Below are 14,825 nucleotides of genomic sequence, written 5' to 3'. Positions count from 1 at the left end.
TTTGATTATTTTATGTCTTTATTGGAAACATATCCTTTTTTACCGGTTGATTTCACTTGTACTTCATACCATGATCCTTCCTTTGAAAGCTTTATCAGTTTGGCTCCCTTAGGTACCGTTGTTATTACTTTTGATGCAGTGGAAGGTCTCTCATAAATATTTATTGCTGCAATGCCTGCAATGTATCTGTTGTTGGTATTAACATTAACCGTTACCTCATCGATAAAAACTTTTGGAGGTTTACCGGAGTGAGGTTTTGAAGATCGATAAGAATCTGAAGGTTTGTGTTTTTTAGACTTGCTTTTAGCAGAGGTTTTCCCGGAAGAACTGCCCCGGCAAACTCCGCAGCTCCCTCCGCTGCTGCAGTGTCCACATCCTGAGCAATTTGAACAGGCCGTGCAGTATGCAGAACCTGTACATCTTCCGCCATGTCCTACATTGTCATTGGCTTTAAAACAGGAGTTTAAGATAAATATGCTGAAGGTAAGTATGATAAATGGGATTAGTTTTTTCATGTTTTGAATATTAATGGTGAATTGATTTTGGACTTCAGATGAAATTCTCATTCATAGAGATTTCTCTTATAGCCTGTATTTTTACATGATCATTGGCATTTCTGTACTGTCGGAGAGAACTTGATAATGCAAGCACAAATATTTCAGCTTCTTTATAACTTACACGGAGTGAGTAGCTTTTGTTTTGGACTGTCAGTTCAAGACTTCCCCCTCTTGCGTTGTGTGAAATCAATTTGCAGAAAGGGATTTGGAAACTTTTTCCTCCGGCATTGAAAACAATTCTTGAGTTGGTAAGATATAGTGTTCCGGGATGGGTCTCCCTTACATTTTCTTTTACGGGACGGTACCTTCCGCCGCCAATTCTTGCATTGACTCCTTTCATAACCCTGAAAGAAACACCGGTACTTGAGCGTGAATATCCTGCATGAACAAGTTTGTTTTCAATGAGGGTTGCATGAACATTCAAATAACATTGTTCATCTCTGCTTAAAGCTATGGAAGGATTGTAAACAACCGGAAAAATACCATGATCAAGATTCCATAGTAACTTGGCATGCCGTAAGCTTCTAATTTTTCGGTCAGAAAGAAAGGCTGTAATACTCTGCTGGTCAATTTTCAGATTTCTTGTCGCCTGCTTCAGCTCTGTTTCTTTTATTGGAGAAAGGCGGTTATCTGATATCTTTTCTTCAAGTATTCTGTTGAATAATGAAAAAGCGATTTTATTTTTGATCTCTCCTGCTTTATCTAGCGGAAATTGAAGAAAGTTAGCCATGTTTGTAATTTGCTGTTCTTCTGAATCAGTCAGTACATGGTCTGCGTAACATTTCTGCACCAGGTTTTTAACCGTTTTTTCTGAAATCCTGTTTTTCTCAAAGAATATTTGCTGATCAGATAAGTTAAAATAAACCTTAATCTCATTAAGTTTGGCTATTTTGCTCTGGGTGAGATGAAAATCTGCAATGGCAGTACATAAGGTATTATAGTAAATTTTTCTTCCGAATTTTATTTTTTGCTTATCACTTATTACTTTTTTGTGGTTCAATACATTTTGCTGATAGGTGGGTAAAATAGTATGAAGTTCAGAGTAATTGATAGACTGCAAAACTTTATGGGTTCCTGAAAGATTGATCTTCATTATTTTTCTTACAATATAATCCCCAGTTAATGGAACTATAAATGCCGTCAAAATTAAAAGTATAATTGAAGCGCCAAAACTTTGCTCTATTAATAAACTCAACGAGGCAAAAAAGAATACAGCACCCAGCATCCATCGCACAACTTTCAGAATGATAAAAAAAGTTTTCATGATGAGTAATTTTTATGCATAATTTTCCAGTGTCAGATGAAGCTGATCCCTGTAATTATAGATCTCATCAAGGGTATTCAATAAAATCTTTTCTCCTGCTTCTTTTCCGTTGTGGAAGGTTTCCAGATATTTATTTGTTGTATTGAAGTGTAATCTGCAAAGTGGCTTTCTGTTGTTATCATCCAATAAAATCCCGAAATAGGATAAAGTATCCCGATAGGCAATTCTCGAAGAAGGAATTTTCTCTCTCAGAATTGCTTTTACAATCTGAAATCCTTCCAGCTCTTCCTCTGTGGTGATAATCTTAGAATCATTATTTTGATCAATAGACTGTGATGATTTTACATCATCTTCTTTTTTCTCTATCTGTTCATTAATACTCAATGCGGACTTTAACCGGAAACTGATCGATTCATTAATAGAAGTAGTTAATGCTTTTTTAGCATACTCTTTAAAAGAAACCATTCTGTTGGCTGTTAAAGGCTTCTCAAAGAAGCGGTTCACCAGAAGTTTTACCAATTCATCAGATGGATTTTCAATTTCCTTTTCGAATTCCTTTCTGATGGCTTTGATATACTTTAATGCTTCTGCAGAATCAAGTATACTTTCCAGATTATAATCTTTTTTGGTGAAACTTTCCAGAATTTTGATGGAACTGTCTTTTAAATCTTCAATATTGATGGTGAAAAACGGTTTTTCATCCATAATATTGGGCTTTTCCAGATCTGTATAAAAGTTGTACACAATTCCATTGGTCAAAACTCCGAATCTTGTTTTGGAAACATGATAATATCTGTGAAGCTGTGAATTGTGAGCATCGGCGCTTTCTTTCCAATGCTTACATTCAATAATGAAGATGGGCTCATCATTATTTTTGATCACATAATCTACCTTTTCTCCTTTTTTTGTTCCGATATCACAGACATGCTCCGGAACCACTTCCGTAGGGTTGAAAATATCATAGCCCAGGATTTGTATGAAAGGCATTACAAAAGCATTCTTTGTGGCTTCTTCTGTTCCGATCTGGTCTTTAAGGCCTATTACTTTCTGGTGCAGCTGCTCAAGTTTAATTTTAAGTTCCATAGTTTTTAATTTTTTAAAGTTTCATCAACGATTTCTGCTGCCGGAGCATTTGATTTTACAGAAGCTATACCATTCTCCATTCCGGATTTTGAACTGTACATCTGGCTGTTTCCGATAATTTCACCGTTCCTAGCTTTTAACACGAAATAGTCTTTTCCATTTTTTGCAAGTCTTCTGTCGTACCTTGAAAGATCCTGAGAATTGACTTTTACAGATTCAATGCCTTTCTGGCAGGATGCTTTCTGAACATATCCTTCACTGGTTAAAATAATTTCACCGTTTCCGGCTTTCAGATTAAACTGATACTCTTTGTTGATTCTTTGTGTGATTACGAATTTTCCCATGATTAATTTTTTATTTAACTTGTATGACATGCATTTGAGCAGTAATAGCATCCGTTGATGTTGTTTCTTTGAGCTGTAAATAATTTTTTCGCTTCATTTACCGCTTCCTGGCAAGTATAAAAACTGCCTAAATAAATTCTATTTTCAGAAGATGGTAAGTATCTGCATGAGCTTTCATGCACTTCATAATCTCCATTAGACTGCTGTTTCTTATTGAGGTAATATTCCTTTTTCATAATAAAAATTGTTTATTGTTTAACAGTCCAAAAATATGAGCATTAGATTTCAGTCTGTTACGGAAAACCGTAAAACGGGCAAAAAATAAAAAACCTTTCAAAAAATTTGAAAGGCTGTATGTAAGATGAATTGTATACTATATAATCCCGATGTCCTTGCAGAAGGCTACCAGCTGCTCATTGCTGTTTATTTCAAGGTCTTCCTTCAGACTGTTTAATCTCTTCTCAACGCTGCTCAGGCTGGAGGGTTTAATATTTCTTTCTTCGAGGTGGGCAGGAATGTTTTTTTGCAAGATTCCCTTAGAAAGGAGAGAGACAAGGGTGATATCAAATGTAGAAAACTCATAGCTGTTGAACTTTTTCATATCCTGTTTCAGATCAAAAGATAAATAGTTTTCGCCGATATATACAGATGCAATGGCCTTTTTCAGTTCTTTTGAATCATTTCTGGCTTTACGGATATATCCGTTGATTTCATAATCTGAAAAAAGATTTTCTATTACACCCGTTTTATGTTCTGCCGAAAATACAATGATTTTTAAATCAGGCTGTATCTCTTTTGCTTTTCTGATGAGTTCTTTTCCGTCTTTCAGGTTTTGCTCATGATGATCTTCTTCATAATACAGATCTGTAATCAACATGTCATAAGGATATTCCTCCCGTAACGCTTTCTGAATTTTTCCAATAGCATCATCACAGTAATACACATAATCTACTGTGGGAATATTCAGCTCCTCAAGGGTTTTCTGAACAGAAATATTGATGCTTTCATGATCTTCGGCAATTAAAATTTTTTTGAACATGGTTATACGGTTTAATTAAAAAAATTGGTTAAGTCCTCAAAAGTATATTCATTTAATTTTTCGTCATTACGGTTTCACGTAAAAGGGACGAAAAAATGATATTTCAGCAAGCCTGATCAGATGAGGCCAATATCTTTGCAGATGACGATCATCTCAATATTATTTTTTGCGCCGAGACTGTCCCTGAGTTCGCTCAGTCTCCTTTCGATAGACCTGATGCCATATGGGATCATTCTGTGTTGTTTCAGAGAAGTGCTTATTTCACTTTGCTTATAGCCTTTGGCTAACAGCTCAAGCAATTTGATATCATACGCATCAAACTCAGAAGAAATATGACGCATTGTATTCAGAATTTCCTGGGGAATTACGGTTTCTCCGTTAAAGATTTTCCGTATTGTGCTTTTCAGGTCTTGTCCGTCACGCCTTGCCTTGCTTACAAATCCGTCAATCTGATAGATTTTGTAAAGGTCGTCAATTGTTTTTGCTTTCTTTTCAACAGAAAATACCACTACTTTTAAAGCCGGCTGAACTTTTTTTGCTTCAAGAATAAGTTCCTGCCCGGAACGAAGCTTCTGGGGAATATGGTCTTTGTCAAATGACAGATCAGCAATAAGCAGATCATATGGATTTTTCTTTTCCAAAGCTGTTCTGATTCTGCTTAGGGCTTCATCACAATAGGTTACATAATCAAAATCAGGGATATTTAATTCTTTTATTGTATTCAGGATTCCCCGGTTCATGATTTCCTGATCTTCAACGATTAAAACTTTTTTGAACATGGCTGGATGGTTAGGAAACAGGGAATGAAAGATTGACCTTCAGCCCTTTTTCAATTTTCGTGTCAAAAGTAATGGTTCCTTTAATCGCTTCAATGCGGGATGCCGTATTTCGTAAGCCATTTTTATACACAAGGTCTCCCGGAATTCCTATTCCATTGTCTTTGTATTGAATTTCAATAAGATTGTTTATTTTTTCAAATTTAACGCCAACGTGGCTGGCCCGGCTGTGCTTTTTCATATTCACCATCAGCTCACGGACCATTTGGTAAACCTCCTCTTTTACTGTGGGAGAAACGGACTCCCAGATCGCAGGACTGTTTCCTGCGGTAAAGGTTTTTACGGTATCATTATTAAATGAAGCAATAAGCTCTGAGATGACTTTGCTGAACTCTTTTTCTTCTCCAATTTTATCATAGGAAATGTCCCTGGATTTTTCATATACAAATTCCAGTTCGTCAAGCGCTTTATCCCGGTCGAAGTCTTCCTGGTTTTCAATCTTTGTCATCACCTGGTAGATTCCATTGGCAACCACATCATGAACTTTCTTCGACATTTTGAGCTGCGTGTTTTTTACCTCGATTTCTTTTTCTTGTTTTAATTTTAATTGTCTTCTTCTGTAACCAATTATAATAAATATGATTGCAACAATTAATATCACTACTCCAATCAAAAGTTTTAGGATACTATTATCCTTTTCTACATTTTCTCTTTTGAGTTTTTCAGAATCATATCTTTCTAAAGCAAATTGATTTTTAGACTTATTTCTGGCTGTTTCTAAGCTATCCTTCAGATTTTGATATTGCTTGAATGTTTTTTTTATATTTTCAGGCTTTTCTAGTTGTATTATTTTTTGGAGGGCTTCTAATTTATCATCAGGACTATTGTTAATTGAAGCGGTCTCGAACATTTTGTTTGCATAAAAAAGAGCTTTTGTGGGATTGCGATTTTCAAAGTATTCAGTTAAGTGAGAGAAACTGGCATTTAGTCCATCAGTATCTTTTATGCTTTCTCGTATATGTAGGGCTTTGTTCAGTTCATATTCGGCATTATATTTAGGATTTTGTTGAAATTTTGCAAAGGCAAGGTTATCATAAACTTTAGAGAAAATAATAGAGTCAACCTTGGAAGAATTTAAAATACTATTAAAAATATTGATTGCCTTATTATATTCTTTTAAATACACATATGAAACGGCTTTATTATTAAGGAGTGTAAATTGATAGATTGAGTCTTGATTATATATTGCAGCTTGATTATAAAAATGTGCAGCTCTTTTATAATCTTTTAGCTTTTGACATGAAATACCAAGATTATTATAATTGGATACTAATTCTGTTAAATCCTTTTTTGTATCTAAAAATTTAATGGCTGATAAAGCCGTTTCTTGAGCTCCGTAGAAATCTCCTGCGTCACATTGGATTACTCCCATAAGTACTAAGCAATTTCCAGCATAAGAAGGGTATCCTTTTTGGATAAAATCATCTTTTGCTTTATTTAAATATTTAAATGCACTGTCTTTTTTTGATGCCTCTAAATAATCATAACCTTTATCATAATTTATTCGATCGGTTACTGATGGCTTTTTTCTTGAGCAAGAAAGTAGGAGGGATAATATTAATAGAAAAGTTATATGAGCTTTCAATGGTTTTTTTTCAAATTTAATAAAAAAAGCGAAAGATAATTCTTCCGCTTTCTTTGTTATTTTCTTGGAGGTATTATTTGTCCAGTTTCTCCTCCCGTATCGCTTCCCCCACTTTCCCCTGTAGATCCTCCAGGATCCGTAGCCCCACTTTGAGTTTGAGTAGTTTCAGTAGTTGGGTTGTTATCATTTGCAGTTGTTGTATTGGCATTATTGTTTGAGAATGCTAAACCGATTAGCATTAATATGATCTCTATCATTTCCGTAAAATTTTAGAAGTTTTTTGACTGTTTTTCTTCCTCCTGAGAAGTATTTATCTCAGGCTGTACACAATTAAAATTTCGAAGCGCTTCTTAATTTTTTAGGGAAGTGAACCTTCAAAAACGGAGGAGAAACATCTGCTTCCCAATCCGGAGTTTTCCTCCGTTTTATCTGGTGATTTTTGAAATCAGAGTTTTTAGATTTTATTTTTAATGTTTGTAATTTGTCCCTGATTTCTTTTACAAATATCCGATAGTACGTTGTCTTATGTAAGACAGTGAGTAGACAGATAAAGCCATGTAAAATGCTGTGTATTACGGAAAACCGCAATTGTATTGTCTAAAATGTGTCTAATTTGGACAGCAAATTAATCCATTATCGAAATTGTATGTTTGAGAAAAGAAAATTGCTCATAAAAGCAGCATATGAAACCGCAAAAAAAGAACTTAAACTTGAAACAGATGTTTATAGTACTGTATTTGATTTTTTAAGTCAGAAACTAGAAGAGAAATTTGGTTATTCTAAAGATGGAAGAACTTTTGTACGATACTACAATAGATTGATACATGAAAACCGAGACTATTCTATTGACGATCTAACTTTAGATCAATTAAGTTGGTATGTGGGGTATGATAATTTTAAAGATTTTTCTGAGAATTATACAATTAGGAGAGATCATGGAGAGACTCAGATAGAAATGAAAATTGGAAATGATGAAGATTCTTTGTCAGAAAGACTTTCTAAAATAATTATAAACATTACGAATACGCCTGTTTTTAATATTCCACATATGGCAAAAAACGGAATGGGAATAGGAGCTCTCATTCTGATTTTATTTGCAGGTTTTTCTTATGGAGGAAATGGAGTCAAAGAAAATCAATGTATGTACTGGGATGGGGATGAATATAAGCTAACATCCTGCGATGATAAAAACCCCAAACACAAGTTAATACCCGTTGATACTGTCAAGTTGAAGTATTTTAGGAAAATTACGAGACCAGATACTTTAACGGTAGAAAATGGATTGGGTAGTTCTTGGTACACAAAATATGATAATGTGGTAGAGTTTTTTACAATGGATGGAATAAATCCAGATAATGGCAAAAGTTTAAAAAATGCAACGAGCCATATGATCACAAAATACGCCGGGAAAAATTCAGAACCTTTCCTGATTGAAAAATAAATTTCCTTCACAATAATTTTGAACCCAATTAAAGCAAGTCCTCACTCATTTTATGGTAAACAAAAAAGCGAAGAGATTTTCTCTTCGCTTCTGTATTTTATATTAGCTTATAAATGTCAGGATTCCATTTTCTGGAATAATATTAAATATCAGTAGGAGCGGACTTTAGTCCGTTTAAACTGAAATTATACCATCAGATCCGGCTTTAACCAAAACTTAAAAATGTAAGACTTTATTCTGCATTCAGCATTCCCAGTTCTCCGAAATGTTTTTTAAACTTCTGTATTTTAGGACCTACTACAGCACTGCAATATGGCTGTGTAGGATTTTCATTGTAATATCCCTGATGATATTGTTCTGCCGGCCAGAATTTGTCGAATTTCGTTAATTCCGTTACATAAGTACCAGCCCATCTTCCCGATTCCTGAGATACTTTAATGGCTTCTTCGGCTTTTGCCTTCTCTGCATCATCTTTATAGTAAATCACAGAACGGTACTGGGTTCCGATGTCATTTCCCTGTCTGTTCAGTTGGGTGGGATCATGAAGGAAGAAAAATACATCCATTAATTGTTCGTAGGAAATAACAGCCGGATCATAAGTAATCTGTACCACTTCTGCATGTCCGGTTTCACCTGTACATACCTCCTGATAAGTCGGATTATCCTTATGACCTCCCGAATATCCTGAAATAGCAGATTGTACTCCTTTCAGCATATTGAAACAGCTTTCTACGCACCAGAAACATCCGCCCCCGAAAGTAATCTGTTCTAAATTATTGTTGTCCATTGTTGGTAATTATATTGTTTTATTTCTCTTCCTTTACCCGGAAAAAGCTGATCAAAAATAGGAAAAACTTTTTCATTTGAACACGATTTTACGTCTGAAACGTAAATTACAATGATAGATGTGACAAATAGTTCCCAAACACAAATACCACCAATGTTTTCACAAATAAACACTATAAAAATACAAACCCAAATCCGTCGGGAAAACAAAAAAGCACCCTAAAGGATGCTCTTAATTATTTAAAATAGCGTTCAGTTATTTTTCCCAAACCAAAGCACTTGCTCCAAGAATGGCAGCATCTGCTTCGTCAAGCTCACTGAATACCAGTTTTACCTTATTTCTGAAAATAGGAAGAAGGTTTCTTTCCATATGAAGCTTAGCCGGTTTTAAAATAAAATCACCTGCTTTAATCACCCCTCCAAATAAAAGAATAGCTTCAGGTGAAGAGAACATAACGAAATTAGCTAATGCCTCTCCCAGCTTCTGACCCGTATATCGGAAAACCTCAATAGCAATTGGGTCTTCTTTGATAGCACATTCATATACTGTTTTAGAATTGATGGCATCTTCGGGATATTGGTTCAGCATAGATTCCGGGAACTCTGCTCTCATTTTTTTTGCTGTAATAGTAATTCCTGTTGCGGAGGCGTATGCTTCCAGACTTCCTTCAGAACCTGTGCTCCAGTGCTTTCTACCGCCGGGTTTCACTATTGTATGTCCTAATTCTCCGGCAAACCCGTCATGTCCATAGATTAAGCTTCCGTTGGCAATGATTCCGCTTCCTACTCCTGTTCCCAGTGTAATCATGATAAAATCCTTCATTCCTCTGGCTGCTCCGAAGAGCATTTCTCCAAGGGCTGCAGCATTGGCATCATTGGTAACCGTACAAGGCAGACCGAATTTTGCTTTCATCAGCTCAGCAAAAGGAATTACACCTTTCCAGGGAAGGTTGGGAGCCAGTTCAATGGTTCCTTTGTAGTAGTTGGCATTGGGTGCTCCTACCCCGATTCCGTCAAAATGCTTTTCAGCACCATGTTTTTCCATCATAGGATGAACATGTTCATATAAAGCATCGATGAAATCCTCAACTTTGTCATAAGCATCGGTTCTCAGGTTTCCTTTATCCAGAACTTCTCCACGGTGGTTTACGATTCCGAATTTAGTATTGGTTCCGCCGATGTCAACTCCAAGGGCAACTTGTTTTGATAAATCTATTAATGACATTTCTATGATTAAATTCTAAGGGCTAAAATTATAAAAAAGATTGTATTAATGGATTATTAACTGGATTTTATTTAATTCTTTATGCTGTTTTTATTGATTTTTTCTTTTTTCTTCCCCACCAGATCATAAATCCGGTAACCGGGAGAGAAGCACAGATGAGGCTTACAATAAAGGCAATAATCTTGGTTGGAAGTCCTAAGATAGCTCCTACGTGAATGTCATAATTAGCATTTACCACCTTCTCTCCAAAGTTTTTGTCCTTCGGATCATGAGTATGGAGAAGTTCTCCTGAGTTTTCATCAAAGATTAAGCTGCTGCTTTTATGATAAGAATAGGAGAGATGTTTCACATACACTTCAAAGTTAGGATGCTCATGATCATCCATGTGAGGATGACCGAGGTCTACAGCAAAACCATAGGCATCGGGATATTTTGTCTGTACAGTATTAATAATTTTATCAAGCGTTCCTTCTGTTCTCAGTTCAATGGGGGCCTTTGTCCTGATATGTGAGAAGTCAGGATACTTTGTTTCTCCACCGGAAAAGATCACATAAATCATCGCCTGAACGACAAAGAATGCATAGAAAAGCCCTGTAATGGAAAAGATTAAAGCAAAAATGGATGCATAAAACCCTAATACATTATGAAGGTCATAGTTCTTTCGTTTCCAGCTTTTGATATTTTTCCATTTGAAGGAAAAACGCTGTTTTCTGGCTGCTTTGTTTTTGGGCCACCAAAGAATGATCCCGGAAATCAGCATGATGATAAAGATAATAACAGGAATTCCTACCACATACGTTCCCCAGTCCTGTTTCAGCAGATAACTCCAGTGGATCATTTTTACAATATTGAAGAATCCGTTTTTTTCATCATAAACTCTCAGTACCTTTCCGGTGTATGGATTTACGTAAGCCTGTTTGTAAACAGGAAATTCATCAAAATAATTCCAGGCATCCGTATTATGCTCATACCAGAAGAACATGTAGGACATCTTTTTATCGATAGGAACATTGACCCAATGGATCGGATATTTCTCTTTTACCTGTTCTGCAACAGCCTTTTCCATTACCCGGATAGGAAGTACCTGCTTCTGGTCAATATTCTGCTCATGATGGTAGATGACATCTTTTCGGGTGATATTTTCCACTTCATCCTTGAAAACATATAAGGCTCCGGTAATAGAGATAATAAAGATCAGGAAACCTATACCCAATCCAAACCAGAGATGGAGCTTTGCAGACCATTTTTTAATGAATCCCGGTTTCTTTTTATGATGATGTTTTTTCTTCATATCGCAATAAAAGTAAAGCAAATATAAGCCTTGCTCTTTATTTAGTTTAATTAAAATCTGTATTCAACCATGAATGTTCCTCTCAATCCAAGAGCATTGGTAAAATCACTGTCTCTTGCAGTCCACCATGAAATAGCAGGCTGGTACAGTTTATTGAAAAGGTTTTCAATTCCTAATGATACGCTCCAGTTGTTATTAACCTCATAACTTGATTTGAAATTGAAGACAGTATACTCAGGTACATATCCTTCACCATACGCATATAATCCCGTCTTGGCATTAGGCTCAAATCTCTTTTGCTGGAAAGAGTGAAGCATATCAAGCCCCAAGGATAGAGCAGGGATTGGTCTGGCCTGAACATATGCCAAAACCTTAGGGGCAGAAATTCTGCTGTTGTTGATTTTTGTTGAATAATCACCATCATCTTTTACAGAAGTAATTCCTTCCATCCAGCTGTAGCTTCCACCAAACCGGATCCATTTTACCGGGGTAAAGTGTAAAAAACCTTCAACACCGTACACAATTTCAGGAGAGCGCTGGATCATTAATGCTCTGTCCGGACTTTGTACGAATGATGCTCCCAGCTTTGAGGTACTTACATAAGACGTTAATTCATAGTTCATCCAGCTGGAAAGCTGTCCTGTAGTGCCCAATTCGTAATTATTAACGATGATTGGTTTTGTTTCCAGGCTTTTGATCGTTTCAGAAGTTGAGGTTCTTAAAATTCTTCCCAGCTCATTGATAGAGTAGGCCTGAGAAAAGCTTCCGAAAAGGTTGATATAAGGTTCAATATTGTAACGGACACCGATATTTCCTACCAGCGCATTATAATTCAGCTTTCCGCCGGCCACAGGAATGCTTTTGGTGAAAGTTCCGTCACTTTTAAGGGTAGAAAGGGTATTGAAATCATCAACATTTACCCTGATGTTTTCGTAGCGAAGCCCTCCTTTGATGGTGAGCTTCTTAAACAGATCAATTTTTGCCAATACAAAAGGTGCAATATTGGTCATGTTCATATTAGGAGTCCAGAAGCGTCCGTCTTCCAGCTTTTGTACAGTCTCATCATTCAGAATATCAGCTCCGTAGATAATTTCTCCCTGGGAATTGGCAGAATTCCATAGTTGGGTATCAAAATTGAATCTTGCTCCTTTTTTCCGGGAAATAACATTCGACTGGCCACCATTGAAAAAGGTGTCACTGTAGCCATAAACGGTTTTAAAATCCTGATAATAAAGATTCACATTTAAGGAAGTTCCGGCAAACAAATTCTTATTGTCATAGCTCACTCTGATGTTGTGATTCTTCGGAGTTCCCTGTGGGGTTGTTTCCAACCCTTTTCCGATTCCTTCCCCAATGGTAGGCGTAATGCCGTATTTTCCTGTTTTTAAGCCTACGTTCAGATCTGATCTTGAAGAATAACCAATGTAAGAAGCTTCAATCCTTTGATTTTCATTGATATCATACCCTATTTTCAGCAATCCATTGTAATTGTCCATCTTGGCAATGCTGTAAGTCGGACTTATCAAAACGCCGTCACCGTCTTTTGTATAACCTGTTCTTTCGTAAGCTAATGAAAGGGTATAGTCAAATTTGTTGATCTTTCCTGTTAACAGCTGGCTGGCTCTTACTCCCAAAGTGCCACCGTAAGGTTGTCCGGTAATACCAATCTGTGAAATTCCGGAGATTTTTTTATCTGTTTTGTTTCTTTTGGTAATATAATTGATGATTCCTCCGTCTGCTCCGTTACCATAAATGGAAGATGCTCCTTTGATTACCTCTATTCTTTCGATCGCTGAAGGGTCAATGGTCCTTAAATCTCTTGCTCCGTTTCGAAGCGGTGTAGACTGCGGAATTCCATCAATCAAAACAAGAACCTGGCGTCCTCTTAACGTCTGTCCTGTATTGGAAGTCTGCCCGGAATTGGTTCCCAGACTGGGAACGGTGTACTGAAGAATACTTGTAATATCAGAGTTAACAGTCAGCTGAGACTGAATCTGTTTTTCTCCTACCACCGTGATGGAGCTTGGAACTTCTTTGATATTTTCCTTTTTTCTGGAAGCAGTCATTACCACCTCGTCTACATTTTTAGTTTGTAAACTGTCTTTTACCTGGGCAAAAATGGCAGTAGTTCCTAAGCAGGCAGCTGATAAAAGCACTTTTTTCATTATATTTTCTTTCCTTTTTTCTTTCTTTTTCCCCACCAGACCAGGAATCCGGTTACAGGGAGTGACGTACACGTAAGGCCGGCAATAAACCAGATGATTTTTCCAATAATTCCGAAATAGGATCCGGTATGGATGTCATAATTAGCATTGGAGTACTTCTCGGCAGTATTAAGTTTGTGATGAGGTTTGTTGGCAAGTAGTTTACCTGAATATTTGTCGAATGTCAGGCTGTTTCTTTCACTGTATCTTCCGTCCATTCCGTAAACTGTTACCGGAAGATTTTTCAGCTCTTTTCCTTTTTTATTCTTTCCGTTCAGCGTGATTCTGAAGCTTGATGACTTTGCATACAACTTTTCAGTCTGTGCCGCAGCCAGATCAAAAACAGCTTCATTCTTTATCATCAGAGAGTCCGGAGATTTTCTTTCTTTTTCTTTTGGAAGTTCCCATGATCCGGACAAGGCAAATGTGAATGTATTTTTCACGTAAGGATAAGCAAAATAGAGTCCGGTAATGCTTAAAAGCAAAGCAATAAATGATGCATAAAACCCTAGTATGTTATGAAGATCATAGTTTTTACGCTTCCAGTTTTTTACGTTTTCCCAATTGAACCAGAAACGTCCTTTTCTTGCATTTTTATTTTTGGGCCACCATAAAATGATTCCTGTAATCAGCATAATCATAAAAATAACGGTAGGGATTCCTACAGTGTACGGCCCCCATTCAGAATTGAGTAAAAGTCCCCAGTGGATATATTTCAAGATACTGAATACATCATATTTTTCATCATAAACAGCAAGGATTTGGCCTGTATATTGGTTCACATACACTTGCTTATTGATAAGTACCTGCTGAAAATAGTTCCATCCTTTTTTACTTTTTTCATAGTACTGGAACTGATAGGATTTGCTTTTATCCAAAGGGATTTCTACAGCACTTACAGGATACTTTTCATTAAGCTCCAGTGTTATTTTTTCACGAAGCAGACTGATAGGCAGCGGTTTTGTCCCTACATCTTCTTTTTTAAGATCAATGGCTTCTTTTCTAAAGCTATTCTGTATTTCATCCTTAAAAACATATAAAGTCCCTGAAAGAGAGACTATAAATACAATGATTCCAACAGATAAACCCAGCCACAAATGCAGTTTTGCGGACCATTTTTTTGTTGAAGAAACCTTCTTTTTATGATGATGCTTTTTTCTCATAGCAAAA

General features: G+C 36.4%; 15 protein-coding genes. 1 reads left to right on the top strand and 14 read right to left on the bottom strand.

The features are described from left to right. Positions 1–5 precede the first annotated feature (5 nt). The 9 genes from ACR1PO_RS08775 to ACR1PO_RS08735 all read right to left on the bottom strand — a co-directional run bounded on the left by ACR1PO_RS08775 (position 6) and on the right by ACR1PO_RS08735 (position 6,965). Complete coding sequence (locus ACR1PO_RS08775) at positions 6–515, bottom strand: SH3 domain-containing protein (RefSeq protein ID WP_433986527.1); 510 nt, start codon at positions 513–515, stop codon at positions 6–8. 34 nt (positions 516–549) lie between these two features. Further along, positions 550–1,821, bottom strand: a complete 1,272-nt coding sequence (locus tag ACR1PO_RS08770; protein ID WP_433986526.1) for a PH domain-containing protein — start codon at positions 1,819–1,821, stop codon at positions 550–552. A gap of 12 nt (positions 1,822–1,833) precedes the next feature. Then, complete coding sequence (locus ACR1PO_RS08765) at positions 1,834–2,904, bottom strand: type I restriction endonuclease (protein ID WP_332388842.1); 1,071 nt, start codon at positions 2,902–2,904, stop codon at positions 1,834–1,836. A 5-nt stretch (positions 2,905–2,909) separates the two neighbouring features. Beyond that, entirely contained in the window at positions 2,910–3,248 is a 339-nt protein-coding gene (locus ACR1PO_RS08760) for a YegP family protein (protein WP_332388843.1), read from the bottom strand. Positions 3,249–3,262: 14 nt separating this feature from the next. Beyond that, positions 3,263–3,484 carry a hypothetical protein gene (locus ACR1PO_RS08755; protein ID WP_433986525.1) on the bottom strand — a complete coding sequence of 74 codons (222 nt, stop codon included), beginning with the start codon at positions 3,482–3,484 and terminating at the stop codon, positions 3,263–3,265. A gap of 137 nt (positions 3,485–3,621) precedes the next feature. Continuing rightward, a complete protein-coding gene (locus tag ACR1PO_RS08750) occupies positions 3,622–4,287 on the bottom strand; it encodes a response regulator (protein WP_433986524.1) in 666 nt (221 codons plus the stop codon). Positions 4,288–4,403: 116 nt separating this feature from the next. Next, complete coding sequence (locus tag ACR1PO_RS08745) at positions 4,404–5,066, bottom strand: DUF5932 domain-containing protein (RefSeq protein ID WP_433986523.1); 663 nt, start codon at positions 5,064–5,066, stop codon at positions 4,404–4,406. A 10-nt stretch (positions 5,067–5,076) separates the two neighbouring features. After that, positions 5,077–6,708, bottom strand: coding sequence for a tetratricopeptide repeat-containing sensor histidine kinase (locus ACR1PO_RS08740; RefSeq protein ID WP_433986522.1), 1,632 nt, complete (start codon positions 6,706–6,708; stop codon positions 5,077–5,079). 56 nt (positions 6,709–6,764) lie between these two features. Beyond that, a complete protein-coding gene (locus ACR1PO_RS08735) occupies positions 6,765–6,965 on the bottom strand; it encodes a hypothetical protein (protein WP_433986521.1) in 201 nt (66 codons plus the stop codon). Between the two features lie 356 nt (positions 6,966–7,321). Here ACR1PO_RS08735 and ACR1PO_RS08730 point away from each other — a divergent pair, with 356 nt between their 5' ends. After that, complete coding sequence (locus tag ACR1PO_RS08730; protein ID WP_433986520.1) at positions 7,322–8,149, top strand: hypothetical protein; 828 nt, start codon at positions 7,322–7,324, stop codon at positions 8,147–8,149. A 232-nt stretch (positions 8,150–8,381) separates the two neighbouring features. On the opposite strand, the gene msrA is transcribed toward ACR1PO_RS08730, so the two are convergent. The 5 genes from msrA to ACR1PO_RS08705 form a co-directional block, all read right to left on the bottom strand. Beyond that, positions 8,382–8,936 carry a peptide-methionine (S)-S-oxide reductase MsrA gene (gene msrA / locus ACR1PO_RS08725; protein WP_002981858.1) on the bottom strand — a complete coding sequence of 185 codons (555 nt, stop codon included), beginning with the start codon at positions 8,934–8,936 and terminating at the stop codon, positions 8,382–8,384. 255 nt (positions 8,937–9,191) lie between these two features. Then, positions 9,192–10,160, bottom strand: coding sequence for an ROK family protein (locus tag ACR1PO_RS08720; RefSeq protein WP_131436707.1), 969 nt, complete (start codon positions 10,158–10,160; stop codon positions 9,192–9,194). A gap of 79 nt (positions 10,161–10,239) precedes the next feature. Beyond that, positions 10,240–11,451 carry a PepSY-associated TM helix domain-containing protein gene (locus tag ACR1PO_RS08715; RefSeq protein WP_433986519.1) on the bottom strand — a complete coding sequence of 404 codons (1,212 nt, stop codon included), beginning with the start codon at positions 11,449–11,451 and terminating at the stop codon, positions 10,240–10,242. 50 nt (positions 11,452–11,501) lie between these two features. Beyond that, positions 11,502–13,616 (bottom strand): TonB-dependent receptor, encoded by a 2,115-nt coding sequence (locus ACR1PO_RS08710; protein WP_433986518.1) that lies wholly within the window; start codon positions 13,614–13,616, stop codon positions 11,502–11,504. Beyond that, positions 13,616–14,818: a PepSY-associated TM helix domain-containing protein gene (locus tag ACR1PO_RS08705; protein WP_433986517.1), complete on the bottom strand. Its 1,203-nt coding sequence runs from the start codon at positions 14,816–14,818 to the stop codon at positions 13,616–13,618. The genes ACR1PO_RS08710 and ACR1PO_RS08705 overlap by 1 nt, the downstream gene beginning before the upstream one ends. Positions 14,819–14,825 lie beyond the last annotated feature (7 nt).

Origin of the sequence: Chryseobacterium amylolyticum (assembly GCF_051011775.1) — a bacterium.
GTDB lineage: Bacteria > Bacteroidota > Bacteroidia > Flavobacteriales > Weeksellaceae > Chryseobacterium.
This window is presented reverse-complemented; position numbering and strand designations above follow the sequence as displayed.